Annotated in this window: 13 protein-coding genes; 7 read left to right on the forward strand and 6 right to left on the reverse strand. The window is 72.6% G+C overall.

Annotated elements, in window-relative coordinates; all coding sequences use genetic code 11:
* Positions 1–70 precede the first annotated feature (70 nt).
* The gene (locus tag IEZ08_RS22460; RefSeq protein ID WP_189242835.1) at positions 71–742 is read right to left on the reverse strand and encodes a type 1 glutamine amidotransferase domain-containing protein; all 672 of its coding nucleotides are present in this window, start codon (positions 740–742) and stop codon (positions 71–73) included.
* 140 nt (positions 743–882) lie between these two features.
* Between IEZ08_RS22460 and IEZ08_RS22465 the strand changes: the two genes are divergently transcribed.
* Positions 883–1,824 carry a LysR family transcriptional regulator gene (locus IEZ08_RS22465; RefSeq protein ID WP_068921280.1) on the forward strand — a complete coding sequence of 314 codons (942 nt, stop codon included), beginning with the start codon at positions 883–885 and terminating at the stop codon, positions 1,822–1,824.
* Between the two features lie 35 nt (positions 1,825–1,859).
* Here IEZ08_RS22465 and IEZ08_RS22470 read toward each other — a convergent pair whose 3' ends face one another.
* The 3 genes from IEZ08_RS22470 to IEZ08_RS22480 all read right to left on the reverse strand — a co-directional run bounded on the left by IEZ08_RS22470 (position 1,860) and on the right by IEZ08_RS22480 (position 4,510).
* A complete protein-coding gene (locus IEZ08_RS22470; protein WP_068921281.1) occupies positions 1,860–2,435 on the reverse strand; it encodes a CGNR zinc finger domain-containing protein in 576 nt (191 codons plus the stop codon).
* A 114-nt stretch (positions 2,436–2,549) separates the two neighbouring features.
* Positions 2,550–2,768: a hypothetical protein gene (locus IEZ08_RS22475; RefSeq protein WP_068921282.1), complete on the reverse strand. Its 219-nt coding sequence runs from the start codon at positions 2,766–2,768 to the stop codon at positions 2,550–2,552.
* Positions 2,769–2,797: 29 nt separating this feature from the next.
* Positions 2,798–4,510 (reverse strand): PspC domain-containing protein, encoded by a 1,713-nt coding sequence (locus IEZ08_RS22480; RefSeq protein WP_189242836.1) that lies wholly within the window; start codon positions 4,508–4,510, stop codon positions 2,798–2,800.
* A gap of 197 nt (positions 4,511–4,707) precedes the next feature.
* Between IEZ08_RS22480 and IEZ08_RS22485 the strand changes: the two genes are divergently transcribed.
* From IEZ08_RS22485 to IEZ08_RS22505, 5 genes are all read left to right on the forward strand, one after another.
* A complete protein-coding gene (locus tag IEZ08_RS22485; protein ID WP_373294374.1) occupies positions 4,708–5,967 on the forward strand; it encodes an ATP-binding protein in 1,260 nt (419 codons plus the stop codon).
* 97 nt (positions 5,968–6,064) lie between these two features.
* The gene (locus IEZ08_RS22490; RefSeq protein WP_068921284.1) at positions 6,065–6,703 is read left to right on the forward strand and encodes a response regulator; all 639 of its coding nucleotides are present in this window, start codon (positions 6,065–6,067) and stop codon (positions 6,701–6,703) included.
* 97 nt (positions 6,704–6,800) lie between these two features.
* A complete protein-coding gene (locus IEZ08_RS22495; RefSeq protein WP_068921285.1) occupies positions 6,801–8,267 on the forward strand; it encodes a glutamate-cysteine ligase family protein in 1,467 nt (488 codons plus the stop codon).
* 159 nt (positions 8,268–8,426) lie between these two features.
* Positions 8,427–8,690 carry a WhiB family transcriptional regulator gene (locus IEZ08_RS22500; protein WP_068928373.1) on the forward strand — a complete coding sequence of 88 codons (264 nt, stop codon included), beginning with the start codon at positions 8,427–8,429 and terminating at the stop codon, positions 8,688–8,690.
* A 49-nt stretch (positions 8,691–8,739) separates the two neighbouring features.
* Positions 8,740–9,564: a CPBP family intramembrane glutamic endopeptidase gene (locus IEZ08_RS22505; protein ID WP_068921286.1), complete on the forward strand. Its 825-nt coding sequence runs from the start codon at positions 8,740–8,742 to the stop codon at positions 9,562–9,564.
* A gap of 11 nt (positions 9,565–9,575) precedes the next feature.
* Here the strand turns inward: IEZ08_RS22505 and IEZ08_RS22510 are convergent, their stop codons facing one another.
* Positions 9,576–10,325, reverse strand: a complete 750-nt coding sequence (locus IEZ08_RS22510; RefSeq protein ID WP_203863451.1) for an ABC transporter permease — start codon at positions 10,323–10,325, stop codon at positions 9,576–9,578.
* A gap of 45 nt (positions 10,326–10,370) precedes the next feature.
* Positions 10,371–11,090 carry a PIG-L deacetylase family protein gene (locus IEZ08_RS22515; RefSeq protein ID WP_068921288.1) on the reverse strand — a complete coding sequence of 240 codons (720 nt, stop codon included), beginning with the start codon at positions 11,088–11,090 and terminating at the stop codon, positions 10,371–10,373.
* A gap of 121 nt (positions 11,091–11,211) precedes the next feature.
* Between IEZ08_RS22515 and pcrA the strand changes: the two genes are divergently transcribed.
* Positions 11,212–13,464, forward strand: coding sequence for a DNA helicase PcrA (pcrA, locus tag IEZ08_RS22520; protein WP_373294375.1), 2,253 nt, complete (start codon positions 11,212–11,214; stop codon positions 13,462–13,464).
* The last annotated feature ends 112 nt before the right edge of the window (positions 13,465–13,576 follow it).

Consider the following 13,576-nt stretch of genomic DNA (forward strand, 5'->3'; position numbering starts at 1 on the left):
ATCCGTTAGTCATCTACGGACAGACTAACGGATGCAAGCCATATTTAGCGTTATATGAGAGTGGCCTACGTCACTTTCCCTGCAGGATCCTGACAACCTCCTCCGCCACCCCGGCGGTGCTCGCCGGGTTCTGGCCGGTGACCAGCCGGCCGTCGCTGACGACGTGCCGCTGGAAGTCGGGGGCCGCGGTGTGCCGGGCGCCCTGCTCGACGAGGGCGTCGGCCAGCAGGAAGGGCACCGCCTCGGTCAGTCCGACGGCGCTCTCCTCGGCGTTGGTGAAGGCCGCCACCCGCTTGCCCGCGACCAGGTAGGTGCCGTCGGAGAGGGTGAGGTCCACCAGGGCCGAGGGACCGTGGCACACGGCGGCCACCACTCCGCCGTCCTCGTACACGGAACGGGCCAGGCGCGCCAGATCCTTGTCGCCGGGGAAGTCCCACATGGTGCCGTGGCCACCGGCGAAGAACACCGCGTCGTAGCCGGCCGGGTCCACGTCCGCGGCCCGCGGGGTGTCCCGCAGCCGCTCGCCGTACACCCGGAGGAACTCCCGCTGGACGGGGTCGCCGGGGTCGTACCCGTCCTGCGGGGGTTCGCCGCCCGCGACGCTGGCCAGGTCCATCTCGAACCCGGCCCGGTCGAAGACCTCCCACGGATGGGCGGCCTCCGAGACGTAGAACCCGGTGGTCCGGCCGGTCGAGCCGAGCCGGTCGTGGCTGGTCAGGATGGTGAGGATGCGCTTGCTCATGCACCGAGGATGACCGCCGGGATGCCATCGGAACAAATAGCCGATGTTTACCCCAGGCATCAGGATTTCGATGGCAGGATGCAGAGGTGTCAGAGGTGCCAGGGATGGCGGGAGCGGCAAGAGCGGCGGGAGCGGCAGGGATGTCCAAGGCCTCGGTCTCGCTCGACGTGCTCCGTACCTTCCTGGCCGTCTACCGCTCGGGCTCCGTCACCGGTGCCGCCCATTCCCTCCGGATGTCGCAGCCGGCGGTGAGCGCGCAGATCAAAGCCCTGGAGACGGCGCTGGACCGGAGGTTGTTCGAACGCCTCCCGCGAGGCGTCGCCCCCACCGCGGCCGCCGACGAACTCGCCCGGCGGCTCGCCGCCCCGCTCGACATGCTGGCGGAGGCGGTCGGTACGGACCTCGACCCGGACGCCTCGGCCCGCGCGGTGCACCTGGGCGGTCCCGCCGAGCTGATGTCCACCCGCGTCATGGGCGTCCTCGCCCCGCTGGTCACCGGGGGCCTGCGGATCCGCGTCGAGCTGGGCCTGGCCGACGACCTGCTCGACCGGCTGGCCGCCGGAACGCTCGACCTGGTCGTCTCCGCGGTGCGTCCCCGGCGCCGGGGCGTGCACGCGACGCCCTTGCTGGACGAGGAGTTCGTCCTGGTGGCCGCGCCTGACTGGGCCGCCCGCGTGGGGCCCGCCGCCGGGCGGGTCCCCGGGCCGGCCCGGCTGGCCGGTGTGCCGGTGGTCGCCTACGCCGAGGACCTGCCGGTCATCCGGCGCTACTGGCGGACGGTGTTCGGGACCCGGCCGGTCATGTCCGCCGCCCTCGTCGTGCCGGACCTGCGCGGGGCCGTCGCCGCCGTCGTGGCGGGCGCCGGGATGTCGGTGCTGCCCCGCTACCTGTGCGAGGAGGAGCTCGCCGCGGGCAGGCTCGTCCCCCTCGCCGAGCCCGAGCTGCCGCCGATCAACACGCTGTTCCTCGCCGTCAGGGACGGGGCGCTGACCCGCCGGGCGGTCGCCGCCGTGCACGAGCGGCTGCTCCGCTGGGGCCGGGACACCCTCGCCGCCCCGTCACGGGACGACGGCGACGGCTGACGCCCGAGGCGGCGGCCGGCGCCGTGACGGAAGGATCAGCGGGCCTTGTGCTGGCGGTAGTGCCGTGCGGCGCGGGCGCGGTTCCCGCAGCCCACCGAGCACCACTCCTGACGGGCGTGCTCCTTGACGAAATACAACACGCAGCGCGGAGCCGGGCAGGCTCGGAGCTGCTCGCGCTCCGGCCCGGCCAGCAGGGCGATCGCCGCCGAGGCCAGGGCCGCGCGGATGCGGGACGACTCGTCGGCCTCGCGCGCCGGGAGGTTCCGCGCCGTCGGGGCGCCCTCGGCGGGCCACTCCAGCCGCGGCGCCAGCGGTACGGCCCGGGCCGCGGCGTTGACCAGGTCGAGCGACGCGGCGAAATCCGGCAGACGATGGGCGTCCGCGCTGCTGGCCGGGCCGGGCGCCACGGCCCTGGCGAACAGGGACCGTACGGCCTGCCGCAGCTCGACCACCTCGTGCCGCAGGTCCTCGGTGGCGCTGAAGCCGGGGTCGATCCCCAGCTCCGCGGCGTGTTCGCGGCCCCAGCGGGTCATCCCCTCGACGTCGGCGAGCACGTCCACCAGTCCGCTGCGCGTCGCGCGGACGGTGCTGACGAACTCCATGGCCATCATCCCGCGATTCTAATGCCTGGAACCGTGAGATGCGCCCTTCCAGGGCGGCATGCTCCTGTCCGGCGGCGTGCCGTGCCCGGTGCCCGGCGGCGGATCGCCCGGATGATGGTGCCTCTAGCGGCGGATCGCCCGGACGAGGACGGCGATGAACCCGGCGCAGGCCAGGCCGCCCACGACCAGCGGGAACATGACGGCCGGGCCCAGATCCGGCGCGGCGATGAAGAGGACGCCGACGGTGATGAAGAGCGCTCCGCTGAGCAGGGCCATCCAGTCCGTCCGGTGCCACCGGCTCCGCACGGGCGCATCGGCCCGGGGCCGGACGTCAGGCCGCATGCCGTACCTCCACGGTCGTGAAGCGGGTCTCAGGCCGCACGCCGCACCTCCACGTCTCCGAACCCCACCTTGACGTTCAGCACGACGGTCGCCACCGCGCCCTCCGGAGTCACCTCGGGCTCCAGCACTCTCTCATGCCAGATGTCGGCCCCGCCCTGCACCATGTGGTCGATCTTGACATCGCCGAACTTGGCGTGCCCGCTGACCTCGGCTCTGACCGTCGGCGGCAGGATCACGGTGAGCTCGCCCGCTGAGACCGACGCCTCGACGACCGTCCGTGATCCCGGGGGGAACGTCAGGTCGCCGAGGTCCAGCGTGCCCTCGCCGATGCCCACCGCGTACTCCTCGGCGATCTGCGACACCGTCTGCGGGGCCCAGTCGTAGGTGCCGAACCTCGTCGGCACGCCGCTCAGGGCGGATCCGGTGACCAGGGTGAGCGCGATGAGGGTGCCCGCCGCCACCAGGAGGGCGCCCCGGCCGAACCAGGCCGCGACCAGCAGCCCGCCGCCGATGGTGATGAGCGCCGCGCTGCCGACGACCGTCATGTTCACCGGTCCCGAAGCGGACTGGATCGCCATGATGATCCCTCCAATGATCATGGCCAGGAGCAGGGTGATCGCCCCGACGAACGATCTGGGCTGCCTGGGCCGACGTGGCGTCTCCGTCCGCGGGCCGTAACCGGCCAGGTCGAAGGGGGCCTGCGGGGCCGGTCCCCGACGGGGGTCCAGCGGCCGGTAGGGGCCGTGCGGGGCGTAGGGGCCGTGCGGGGCGAAGGGCTCGCCGGAGGAGTCGAACGACGGCCAGGGCCGGGTGGAGGGACCCCGCGGCCCGGCGGGTGCCGTATCGGAGCCGGACGCTGCATCAGAGCCGGACGCCGTATCGGAGCCGGACGCCGTCTCCGTCCCCGCGCCGGGCACCGCCTCCGTGACGGATCCCGGTTCCGCGGTCATGCGGGCCCGTGACTCGGCGATCCGGGCGTGGGCGGCGGAGATCGCATCCGCGACGACACGCGAGCGCTCGGCGTGGTCCGCCCCGGCCGCGGGCGGCGCGGGCGGCGGGTACACCCCCGTGGGCTGCGGGTTCTGCGAGTTCTGCGGGTTCTGCGGGTACGGTCCCGCGGGCCGCTGGACTTCCGAGTACGGCTCCGCGGGCGGACCCGCGTACGGATGGTCGGGGAACCCCACCGGAGCCTGCGGGGGGAACACGCCGGGCCGGTGCTCCGTCCGCGCGGTGGCCGCCGGGCCGGTGCGGCGGCGGCTGCTCCGGATCCTCTCGGGCAGCGTCCTGGCCACGGCCAGCAGATCCACGCCGCGCGCGTGGGCGGCGAGCAGGGCGACGGCGAACGTGGTGCCCACCACGACGCTGGCGGTGCCGATGCCGCCGGAGCTCACGTTGATGACCAGGCCGAAGGCGAAGATGGCGGTCAGCAGCGCCAGGACGGTCTCGCCGTCGAAGTCGCGGCGGGTCCACTGCTCCACGTGCCCTGGAGCGCCACTCGGCTCGCGCATCAGCAGGAACGCCGCGATGTAGAGCATGACGCCGACACCCGAGGCGATCACCAGCATCGCGAAGCCCACCCGGAACAACACCGGGTCGACCCCGGCGTAGCGGCCCAGCCCCGCGCAGACACCGGTCAGCATGCGCCCCTCGTCGCTGCGGTGGAGCCTGCGCGGCCCCCCGGCGGCGGGTGGCGAGTCGGGGGAGGCGCTCGCCGTGTTCCCGGCGTTCCCGGTGTCGTTCATGCTCTCATCGTGGCCCCTACCCGGACCCCGGCGCATCCGGGACACCCCTGAGCGGTCCCCGAGGACCCCCGGGGAGGGAAGCGCCCCCTCAGGGTCGGCCCGCGCCTCTCAGGGACGGGCCAGGGGAACTCCCGATGCACCGGGCGGCGCCGCCGTGTGACGATGAAACCATCGCGACTCATCCGAGTTAGGACAAGATGGCTGATCGACAGATGCCGCGCGGGCCCGTCGGGGAGAAGCCCTCCCCCGACGCGGCGCCCACGGCCCTCGCGGACCCCGTGGACCCCACGGCGCTCGACTTCCCCCGGCTGATCAGGCCGGTGGAGGGACGGCTGGTGGCCGGGGTGGCGCAGGGCGTCGCCGCCCAGCTCCGGCTCGACCCGGTCGTGCTGCGCCTGGCCTTCGTGCTGCTGACCGTGCTGGACGGGGTCGGCGGCGTGGTCTACGCGGCGCTGTGGATGTTCACGCCGCGCGCGCCGTACGAGGGCCGGGAGCCCGCGCGCGACTGGAGCCAGGTGGCCGCCTACGCCGCGATCGGCCTGGCGCTGCTGGCCCTGGGCTGGCTCACCGGGGCCTCGACGGGGGGGTTCGGCGCGTGGCCGATCGCGGTCGGCGGCATCGGCTCGCTGATCCTGTGGCAGCAGGCCGACCCGGACCGGCGGCAGCGCTGGATGGACTCGACCGTCGGGCAGGCCCGCAAGAACCGGGTCCGCACGTTCGCGGGCCTGGTGCTCGTGGTCATCGGCGCGATCGGTTTCCTCGCCGCCAACAACGAGCTGGGCAAGGCCCGCCCCGGCATCGTGTTCACGCTCGTGGTCGTGGGCGGTGTCGCGCTCATCGCGGCCCCCTGGCTGGCGGGTCTGTGGAAGGAGCTCCAGCGGGAGCGCCGCGAACGCATCCGGCAGGAGGAGCGGGCGGAGTTCGCCGCGCACGTGCACGACTCCGTGCTGCACACGCTGACGCTGATCCAGCGCAACGCGCACGACTCCCGCGAGGTGATGAGGCTCGCCCGTTCCCAGGAGCGCGAGCTGCGCAACTGGCTCTACCAGCCGAAGCAGGACGCCGACGCCTCGGTGGCCGCCGCCGTGCGGCGGGTCGCCGCCGAGGAGGAGGACGCCCACGGCGTTCCGATCGAAATCGTCTGCGTGGGAGACTGCCCGTTGACGCCGGAACTGTCCGCCATGATGCACGCCGCCCGGCAGGCGATGGTCAACGCCGCGAAATACTCCGGGGCGTCGGTCATCTCCGTCTACGCGGAGGTGGAGTCGGGCGAGGTCACCGTCTTCGTCCGGGACCGGGGCGCCGGCTTCGACATGGACGCGGTCCCGGAGGACCGGATGGGCATCCGCCAGTCGATCATCGGCAGGATGGAGCGGAACGGGGGGAGCGCCCGCGTGCGCACCGAGCCCGGCGAGGGAACGGAAGTGATGCTGACCATGAAGGTGGAGAGCTCATGACCCGCTGCCCCCGCCGGACCCGGCGCGGCGGCGGGCGGGCACACGTCCCGGGCGGCGGGGCCGTGCGTGAAGCGAACGAGGAGCGGTGAGGAAGCACATGGGCGCCATCAAGGTTCTGATCGTCGACGACCACCGGCTGTTCCGTTCGGGGGTCCGCGCCGAGCTGGGCGACTCCATCGAGGTGATCGGCGAGGCCGAGGACGTGGAGTCGGCGGTGAAGACGATCACCGAGCTCCAGCCCGACGTGGTCCTGCTCGACGTGCACATGCCCGGCGGAGGAGGCCAGGAGGTGCTCCGCCGCGTCCTGGGCTCCGGCTCGCAGGTCCGCTTCCTCGCGCTGTCGGTCTCCGACGCCGCCGAGGACGTCATCGGCGTGATCCGCGGCGGCGCCCGGGGCTACGTCACCAAGACCATCAGCGGCCGGGAGCTCACCGACGCGATCCGCCGGGTGGCCGAGGGGGACGCGGTCTTCTCGCCGAGGCTGGCCGGGTTCGTGCTGGACGCCTTCGCCTCCAGCGAGGCCCCGCCGATCGATCCCGAGCTCGACTCCCTGACCCAGCGCGAGCGCGAGGTCCTGCGCCTGATCGCCCGGGGCTACGCCTACAAGGAGATCGCCAAGGAGCTGTTCATCTCGGTCAAGACGGTGGAGACCCACGTCTCGTCCGTACTGCGCAAGCTCCAGCTCTCCAACCGCCACGAACTCTCCCGCTGGGCCACCGCCCGCCGCCTGGTGTAGCGCCCGCAGCCTCGGCCCGGGGATGCCGTCGGGGATGACGTTCATATCTCCACGGCGCTTCTGTACGGCGTGCGCCTCCTGTGCGACTCTGCGAGACATGGGTCGCGATGTGCCTGCCATGGTGTTCAGCCGGGAGGATCGACGGCGGTACCGGGACAAGATCCGCCGATGCCTCGACGTCCTGGCGCAGATGTTGCGCGACTCCCGGTTCGACTTCGAGAGTCCGAAGGCCGGGCTGGAGATCGAGCTCAATCTGGTGGACGAGCTCGGCGAGCCCGCCATGAAGAACGCCGAGGTGCTGGCGGCCATCGCCGAGCCCGACTGGGCCACCGAACTGGGCCAGTTCAACGTCGAGATCAACGTCGTGCCGGAGTCCCTGGAGGGTGACGGAGCCGTACGGCTGGAGAAGGGCGTGCGCGACCGGCTCAACCGCGCCGAGGAGCGGGCGCGCACGGTCGGCGGGCACACCCTGCTGATCGGCACCCTGCCGACCCTGCGGGAGAGCGACCTCAACGAGGGCACGCTCTCGGCCAACCCCCGCTACCGCCTCCTCAACGAGCAGATCTTCGCGGCGCTGGGCGAGGACCTGCACCTGTTCATCGAGGGGGACGAGGTCCTCGACACCTACGCCGACAGCATCGCCCCCGCCTGCTGCACCAGCACCCAGCTCCACCTCCAGGTCAGTCCCGAGGCGTTCGCCGCGCACTGGAACGCGGCGCAGGCCATCGCGGGCGTGCAGGTGGCGATCGCGGCCAACTCGCCGTTCATGTTCGGCAGGCGGCTGTGGCACGAGACGAGGATCCCGCTGTTCCAGCAGGCCGTGGACACCCGTACGGCCGAGCTGAAGGCCCAGGGGGTGCGGCCGAGGGTGTGGTTCGGCGAGCAGTGGATCACCTCGGTCTTCGACCTGTTCGAGGAGAACGTCCGGTACTTCTCCACGCTCCTGCCGTTGTGCGAGGACACCGACCCGAAGGCGGATCTCGCCAGGGGCACGGTCCCGCAGCTCGACGAGCTGACCCTGCACAACGGGACGATCTACCGGTGGAACCGGCCGGTCTACGCGGTCGTGGACGGGGTCCCGCACCTGCGCGTGGAGAACCGGGTGCTGCCCGCCGGCCCGACGGTCGCGGACATCGCCGCCAACGCCGCCTTCTACTACGGCCTCATGCGCGTGCTGCCGCACGCCGAGCGCCCGGTGTGGACGCGCATGACCTTCGGGACGGCCGAGGACAACCTGAACATCGCCGCCCGCCGCGGGATGGACGCCCGGCTCTACTGGCCGGGGCTCGGTGAGGTGCCCGCCGCCGAGCTGGTCCTGCGCCACCTGCTCCCGCTCGCCTACGAGGGACTAGACCTGTGGGGGGTGGATCCCGAGCCGAGAGACCGGCTGCTCGGGATCGTCGAGCGGCGCTGCACGACCGGCGTGACCGGGGCGGAGTGGCAGATGAGGACGGTGGACGCACTGGAGGAGTCCGGCCGGCACGAGGCGCTGCGCCGCATGACTCTGCTCTACATGGAGTACATGCACGCCAACGAGCCCGTCCACGCCTGGCCCCTGCCCTGACCGGAGGCCGGAACCGGCCGGAACCGGCCGGAATCGGGTGGGGCCGGACGCACGCCGTGTACGCCGCCACGGTGATCCGGGAATCCGCCGGAAGGCTGATGCCGCAGGTCGCCCGGGAGCCTAGTCTGAGGGCCGGTGATCGACCAGGGGGTGATGTCCATGCGGAGGACGGTCCGCGAGATCGGCTGGGCCGTACGGGGAGCCTGCCGGGGAAGCGACCCCGAGCTGTTCTTCCCGCTCTCGCCGTCGGCGGAGCAGGAGGCGCGGGCCAAGGCGGTCTGCGCGGGATGCCCGGTGCTGGACGAGTGCCGGGCCTACGCCGTACGGGCGGGCGAGCCGGAGGGGATCTGGGGCGGCCTCACCGTGCAGGAACGGCGCGGCCTGCGTTTTCCGGCGGGATGGCGGCAGCGGGCGGCGGGATGAGGGGGACCGGTGAGGGGGAATGATGAGGGGGAATGATGAGGGGAATGACGTGACGGCGGGCGAGGCGACGGAGGGAGCGGCGGGGGGAGCGGCGGGCGGGACGCTCGCCGGTGCGGTCGCCGTACTGGCGGCGGCCAACGTGCTCAACAACCGCATCGCGCCGCGCCTGGCCCCGCTGACCTCGGCCGCGGCCACCGGAGCCCTGGTCGCCCTGGCCCGCGGGTCCGGGCTCTCCTGGTCCGAGATGGGGTTCCGGGACGGCTCACGCGGCCTGCGGATCGGCGGGTCGCTGGCCGCGGTCGTGGCCGCCGCCTACACCGCCGGAATCGCGATCCCCGCCACCCGCCGGTTCTTCCGGGACGAACGCGCCCTGTCCCTGTCGCGCGCCCGCGTGCTGGAGGAGGCCCTGCTCCAGGTGCCGTTCGGTACGGTCCTGCTGGAGGAGGTGGGCTTCCGCGGCGTGCTGCAGGGTCTGCTCGCCCGCTCTCACGGGACGCCCGTGGCGACCGCCGTCTCCTCGGCGCTGTTCGGCCTCTGGCATGTGCTGCCCGCGATCGACATGGCCGCCGCCAACCCCGCGCTGAGCGCCCTCGCCGCGGAGGCGGGCCCCGCGGACGGCTCCACGGACGGTCCCGCGGACGCCTCTGCGGACGGTTCCGTGGAGGCGTCCCCGCCGGACGTCCCCCGGGTGGTGGCCGGGTCGGTGGTCTCCACCGGGCTCGCCGGGGTGCTCTTCTGCGAGCTGCGCCGCCGGGGCGGCCTGGCCGCGCCCGCGATCCTGCACCTCGCCACCAACTCCCTCGGCTACCTGTTCGCCCGCCTCGCCCCGCGTGACGGGGACGCCGGAGGGAAGACGCCGGAACGGACCCCGTAGGGGGTTCCGGTTCACGAGGGGCGGGAGGCCTCCGTCAGGCGGCCGCGCGCCACCAGTTCGACCGTGAGCAGTACGGCCACCGCCTCGGCGGCCAGCAGGGCGACCAGTACGACGAGCTGCACCACCCCCGCCTGGAGGGGGCTGGCCCCGCCCAGGAGCATGCCCACGAACGCCCCCGGGAGGGTGACGAGCCCCACGGTCCTCGTCTGGTCCAGCGCGGGCACCAGGGCGTGCGCCGCCGCCGGGCGGCAGATCTCCAGAGCCGCGTCCCGGTCGGAGAACCCCAGCGCGAGCGCCGCCTCGACCTCGCCGCGCCGCTGGGTCAGCTCGTCCACCGCCCGCCGGCCCGCGAGCGCCGTGGCGGTCAGGCAGCCCCCGAGCAGGATGCCGGCGACCGGGATCAGGACGATGCCCTCCGGCGGGACGGTCCCGGTCGCGACCAGGATCAGGAAGATCGGCAGGGTGCCGGCTCCGACGGGGACGGCGGCCCACCAGGCGGCCCGGCCCGAGGTGATCCTGCGTCCCGCCGTCAGGCTCGCCACGCCGTACATGACCAGGACGAACGCCGCCACCGCGAACGGACGCCCGACGGCCCACACGATGATCAGCGAGACCGCGCCGAGCTGGACGGCGGCGCGCAGGCAGGCGGTGAGTACGGCCCGCGCGTGCCCCAGGCGGCCGAGGAGGGCGACGGCGGCCCCCGCGAAGGCGATGAGGACGACGACGGCGACGGTGACGGGGGAGACGGCGATGGTACTCACGGACAAGAGCATGTCCTACGGGCCCGGTGCCGCCGGGCGGCGGGGTCAGACGGTGGGGACCCGCTTGTACGCCTCGGCGTAACGGCCCTCGCCGAACCCGGCGCGCTCGGCCATGAGCGCGAAGCGGGACCGGACGAAGTCCTCGAAGCCCTCGATGTGGGAGGTCTGGCTCGTGTGCGCCAGCAGGGCGGCGATCTTGCGGTCGAAGGTGTCGGTGACGTCCACGAAGTGGTCCGGCGTCTCGTGCCCGTTGAGCCAGACCTCGGGGACGGTCCACGCCTCCAGGCCCTCCTCCGTCAGCAGCTCCGGGAAGGCGTAGGGGTTGCGCGCGTCGGGGTAGACGGCGTCGAGCGTGGCGCCGCCGACCGCGCGGTGGTCGGGGTGGCTGGGCGCGATGAAGGAGTAGTTCCGCTCGGGGGTGTGAGTGATCACCAGGTCCGGCCGGACCTGGCGGATCACCCGGGCGATGTCCCGCCGCAGGTCCAGGGTCTGCTCCACGACCCCGTCCCGGTAGCCGAGGAAACGCAGCTCGTGCACGCCCACGACGCCCGCGGCGGCCGTCTGCTCGGCCCGCCTGAGCCCGGCCATCCCGCCGTTGTCCAGTTCGCGGTCGAAGCCGCCGGCGTCACCGTCGGTGACGACGCAGTAGACGACCTTCACGCCGTTGTCGGTGAAACGCGCGACGGTCCCCGCCGCGGCGAAGTCGGCGTCGTCCGGGTGCGCGGTCACCACGAGCACCCGATCGATCTCGTTCTCGGACACCATGCGCGCTCCTTCTGGGTCAGCCGTCCTGATCAACCGTCATAACCGACGGAAAGTCCGCCCACATTCCTTCCCCGGCCGGACCCGGTTGTCGGTGAACCGCCTTAACCTAGGGGGCGTGTCGATCCCATCCGCTTCTCTGACCCACCCGTTGCTCGACGGGCTCAACCCTCAGCAGCGCGAGGCCGTCGTCCACCACGGCAGCCCCCTGCTCATCGTGGCGGGAGCGGGGTCGGGCAAGACGAGGGTGTTGACCCACCGCATCGCCTACCTGCTGGCGGAGCGGGACACGCGACCGCAGGAGATCCTGGCGATCACCTTCACCAACAAGGCCGCCAAGGAGATGAAGGAGCGGGTCGACAAGCTCATCGGGCCGCGCTCGGCGGCGATGTGGGTGATGACCTTCCACAGCGCGTGCGTGCGGATCCTGCGCCGCGAGGCCGCCCGGCTGGGCTTCCCCTCCGGCTTCTCGATCTACGACCAGGCCGACTCCCAGCGCCTGATGGCCATGGTCTGCCGGGAGATGGACCTCGACCCCAAGCGTTACCCGCCGCGCTCCTTCTCCGCGCAGGTCAGCAACTTCAAGAACGAGCTGATCGACTACGAGACGGCCGCCGACCGGGCGTCCACGCACATGGAGCGCACGCTCGCCGAGGCCTACAAGAACTACCAGCAGCGGCTGACCGAGGCCGGCGCGATGGACTTCGACGACCTCATCATGCTCACGGTAACGCTGCTGCAGATCTTCCCCGACGTGGCCGAGCACTACCGCCGCCGCTGGCGGCACGTCCTGGTCGACGAGTACCAGGACACCAACCACGCGCAGTACACCCTGATCCGCGAGCTCGTCGGCACCCCCGAGCTGCGCACCGCCGACGGCGACCTGGTCAGGGAGGGCACGGCCGGGGTCGCCCCGGCGGAGCTGTGCGTGGTGGGCGACGCCGACCAGTCGATCTACGCCTTCCGCGGCGCGACGATCCGCAACATCCTGGAGTTCGAGCGCGACTACCCCAACGCCAAGACGATCCTGCTGGAGCAGAACTACCGCTCCACCCAGACGATCCTGACGGCCGCCAACGCGGTGATCTCCCGCAACGAGAACCGCAAGCCCAAGAACCTCTGGTCCGACCAGGGCGCGGGCCCGAAGATCGTGGGCTACGTCGCCGACGACGAGCACGACGAGGCCATGTTCGTCGCCCAGGAGGTCGACCGGCTCGCCGACGAGGAGGGCGTCACCCCCGGTCAGGTGGCCGTCTTCTACCGGACCAACGCCGCCTCCCGCGTCTTCGAGGAGACCTTCATCCGGACCGGCCTGCCCTACAAGGTCGTGGGCGGCGTGCGCTTCTACGAGCGCAAGGAGGTCCGCGACCTGCTGGCCTACCTGCGGGTGCTGGCCAACCCGGGCGACGTGGTCTCGCTGCGCCGGATCCTCAACGTGCCCAAGCGCGGCATCGGCGACCGGGCCGAGGCGATGGTGGAGGCGTTCGCGGCCCGCGAGCGCATCCCCTTCGCCGAGGCGCTGCGCCGGGCGGACGAGGCTCCGGGCATGGCCACCCGCTCGGTCAACGCGATCAGGGAGTTCGTCGCGCTCCTGGACGAGCTGACCGCCAAGGCCGGCGAGACGCCCCCGTCGATGCTGGCCCAGGAGGTGCTGGTGCGCACCGGTTACCGGGCGGAGCTGGAGAACTCCGAGGATCCGCAGGACGAGGGCCGTCTGGAGAACCTGGACGAGCTGATCTCGGTGGCCTCGGAGTTCGAGGAGGCCAGCCCGGAGGGCACCCTGGTGGAGTTCCTGGAGCAGATCTCGCTGGTGGCCGACGCCGACCAGATCCCGGAGGCCGAGGGGGGACAGGGCGTCGTGACGCTGATGACCCTGCACACCGCCAAGGGGCTGGAGTTCCCGGTGGTGTTCCTCACCGCGATGGAGGACGGCGTCTTCCCCCACATGCGCTCCATGGGCGAGCCGAAGGAGCTGGAGGAGGAACGCCGCCTGGCCTACGTCGGCATCACCCGGGCCGAGCGGCGCCTCTATCTGTCGCGGGCGGCGGTCCGCAGCTCGTGGGGGGCGCCGTCGTTCAACCCCGCCTCCCGGTTCGTCTCGGAGATCCCGTCCGACCTGGTCGACTGGCGCAGCGACCCGCGCAAGAACGCCTGGACCGCCGCGACCGCCCGCCGCGACCCGTCCCGTACGGCTCCCGCGCGCAAGAAGGCCGGAGGCCGCCAGATCCCCAGCCTGAAGCCGGGAGACCGCGTCACCCACGACCAGTTCGGCCTGGGCACGGTCATCTCGGTGGACGGCGGCAACGCCAAGATCGACTTCGGGAGCGACGGAGCGAAGACCCTGGTGCTCGCCTACGCCCCCCTGGAGAAGCTCTGACATCCGCTCCCCGCGGCGGATCTCCGGTCCCGGAGGGCGGAGGATCGCCCGCCGTCCCGGATCCCGGAGGACGGGGGATCGCCTGCCGTCCCGGATCCCGGAGGGCGGCTTC

The sequence above is a fragment of the Planobispora rosea genome (genome assembly GCF_014648175.1).
Classification (GTDB): domain Bacteria; phylum Actinomycetota; class Actinomycetes; order Streptosporangiales; family Streptosporangiaceae; genus Planobispora; species Planobispora rosea.

Excerpts from the sequence above, each read along its gene's own strand:
- IEZ08_RS22460 (WP_189242835.1), bottom strand. The coding sequence starts at position 742 with ATGAGCAAGCGCATCCTCACCATCCTGACCAGCCACGACCGGCTCGGC.
- IEZ08_RS22465 (WP_068921280.1), top strand. The coding sequence starts at position 883 with ATGTCCAAGGCCTCGGTCTCGCTCGACGTGCTCCGTACCTTCCTGGCC.
- IEZ08_RS22470 (WP_068921281.1), bottom strand. The coding sequence starts at position 2,435 with ATGATGGCCATGGAGTTCGTCAGCACCGTCCGCGCGACGCGCAGCGGA.
- IEZ08_RS22475 (WP_068921282.1), bottom strand. The coding sequence starts at position 2,768 with ATGCGGCCTGACGTCCGGCCCCGGGCCGATGCGCCCGTGCGGAGCCGG.
- IEZ08_RS22480 (WP_189242836.1), bottom strand. The coding sequence starts at position 4,510 with ATGAACGACACCGGGAACGCCGGGAACACGGCGAGCGCCTCCCCCGAC.
- IEZ08_RS22485 (WP_373294374.1), top strand. The coding sequence starts at position 4,708 with ATGGCTGATCGACAGATGCCGCGCGGGCCCGTCGGGGAGAAGCCCTCC.
- IEZ08_RS22490 (WP_068921284.1), top strand. The coding sequence starts at position 6,065 with ATGGGCGCCATCAAGGTTCTGATCGTCGACGACCACCGGCTGTTCCGT.
- IEZ08_RS22495 (WP_068921285.1), top strand. The coding sequence starts at position 6,801 with ATGGGTCGCGATGTGCCTGCCATGGTGTTCAGCCGGGAGGATCGACGG.
- IEZ08_RS22500 (WP_068928373.1), top strand. The coding sequence starts at position 8,427 with ATGCGGAGGACGGTCCGCGAGATCGGCTGGGCCGTACGGGGAGCCTGC.
- IEZ08_RS22515 (WP_068921288.1), bottom strand. The coding sequence starts at position 11,090 with ATGGTGTCCGAGAACGAGATCGATCGGGTGCTCGTGGTGACCGCGCAC.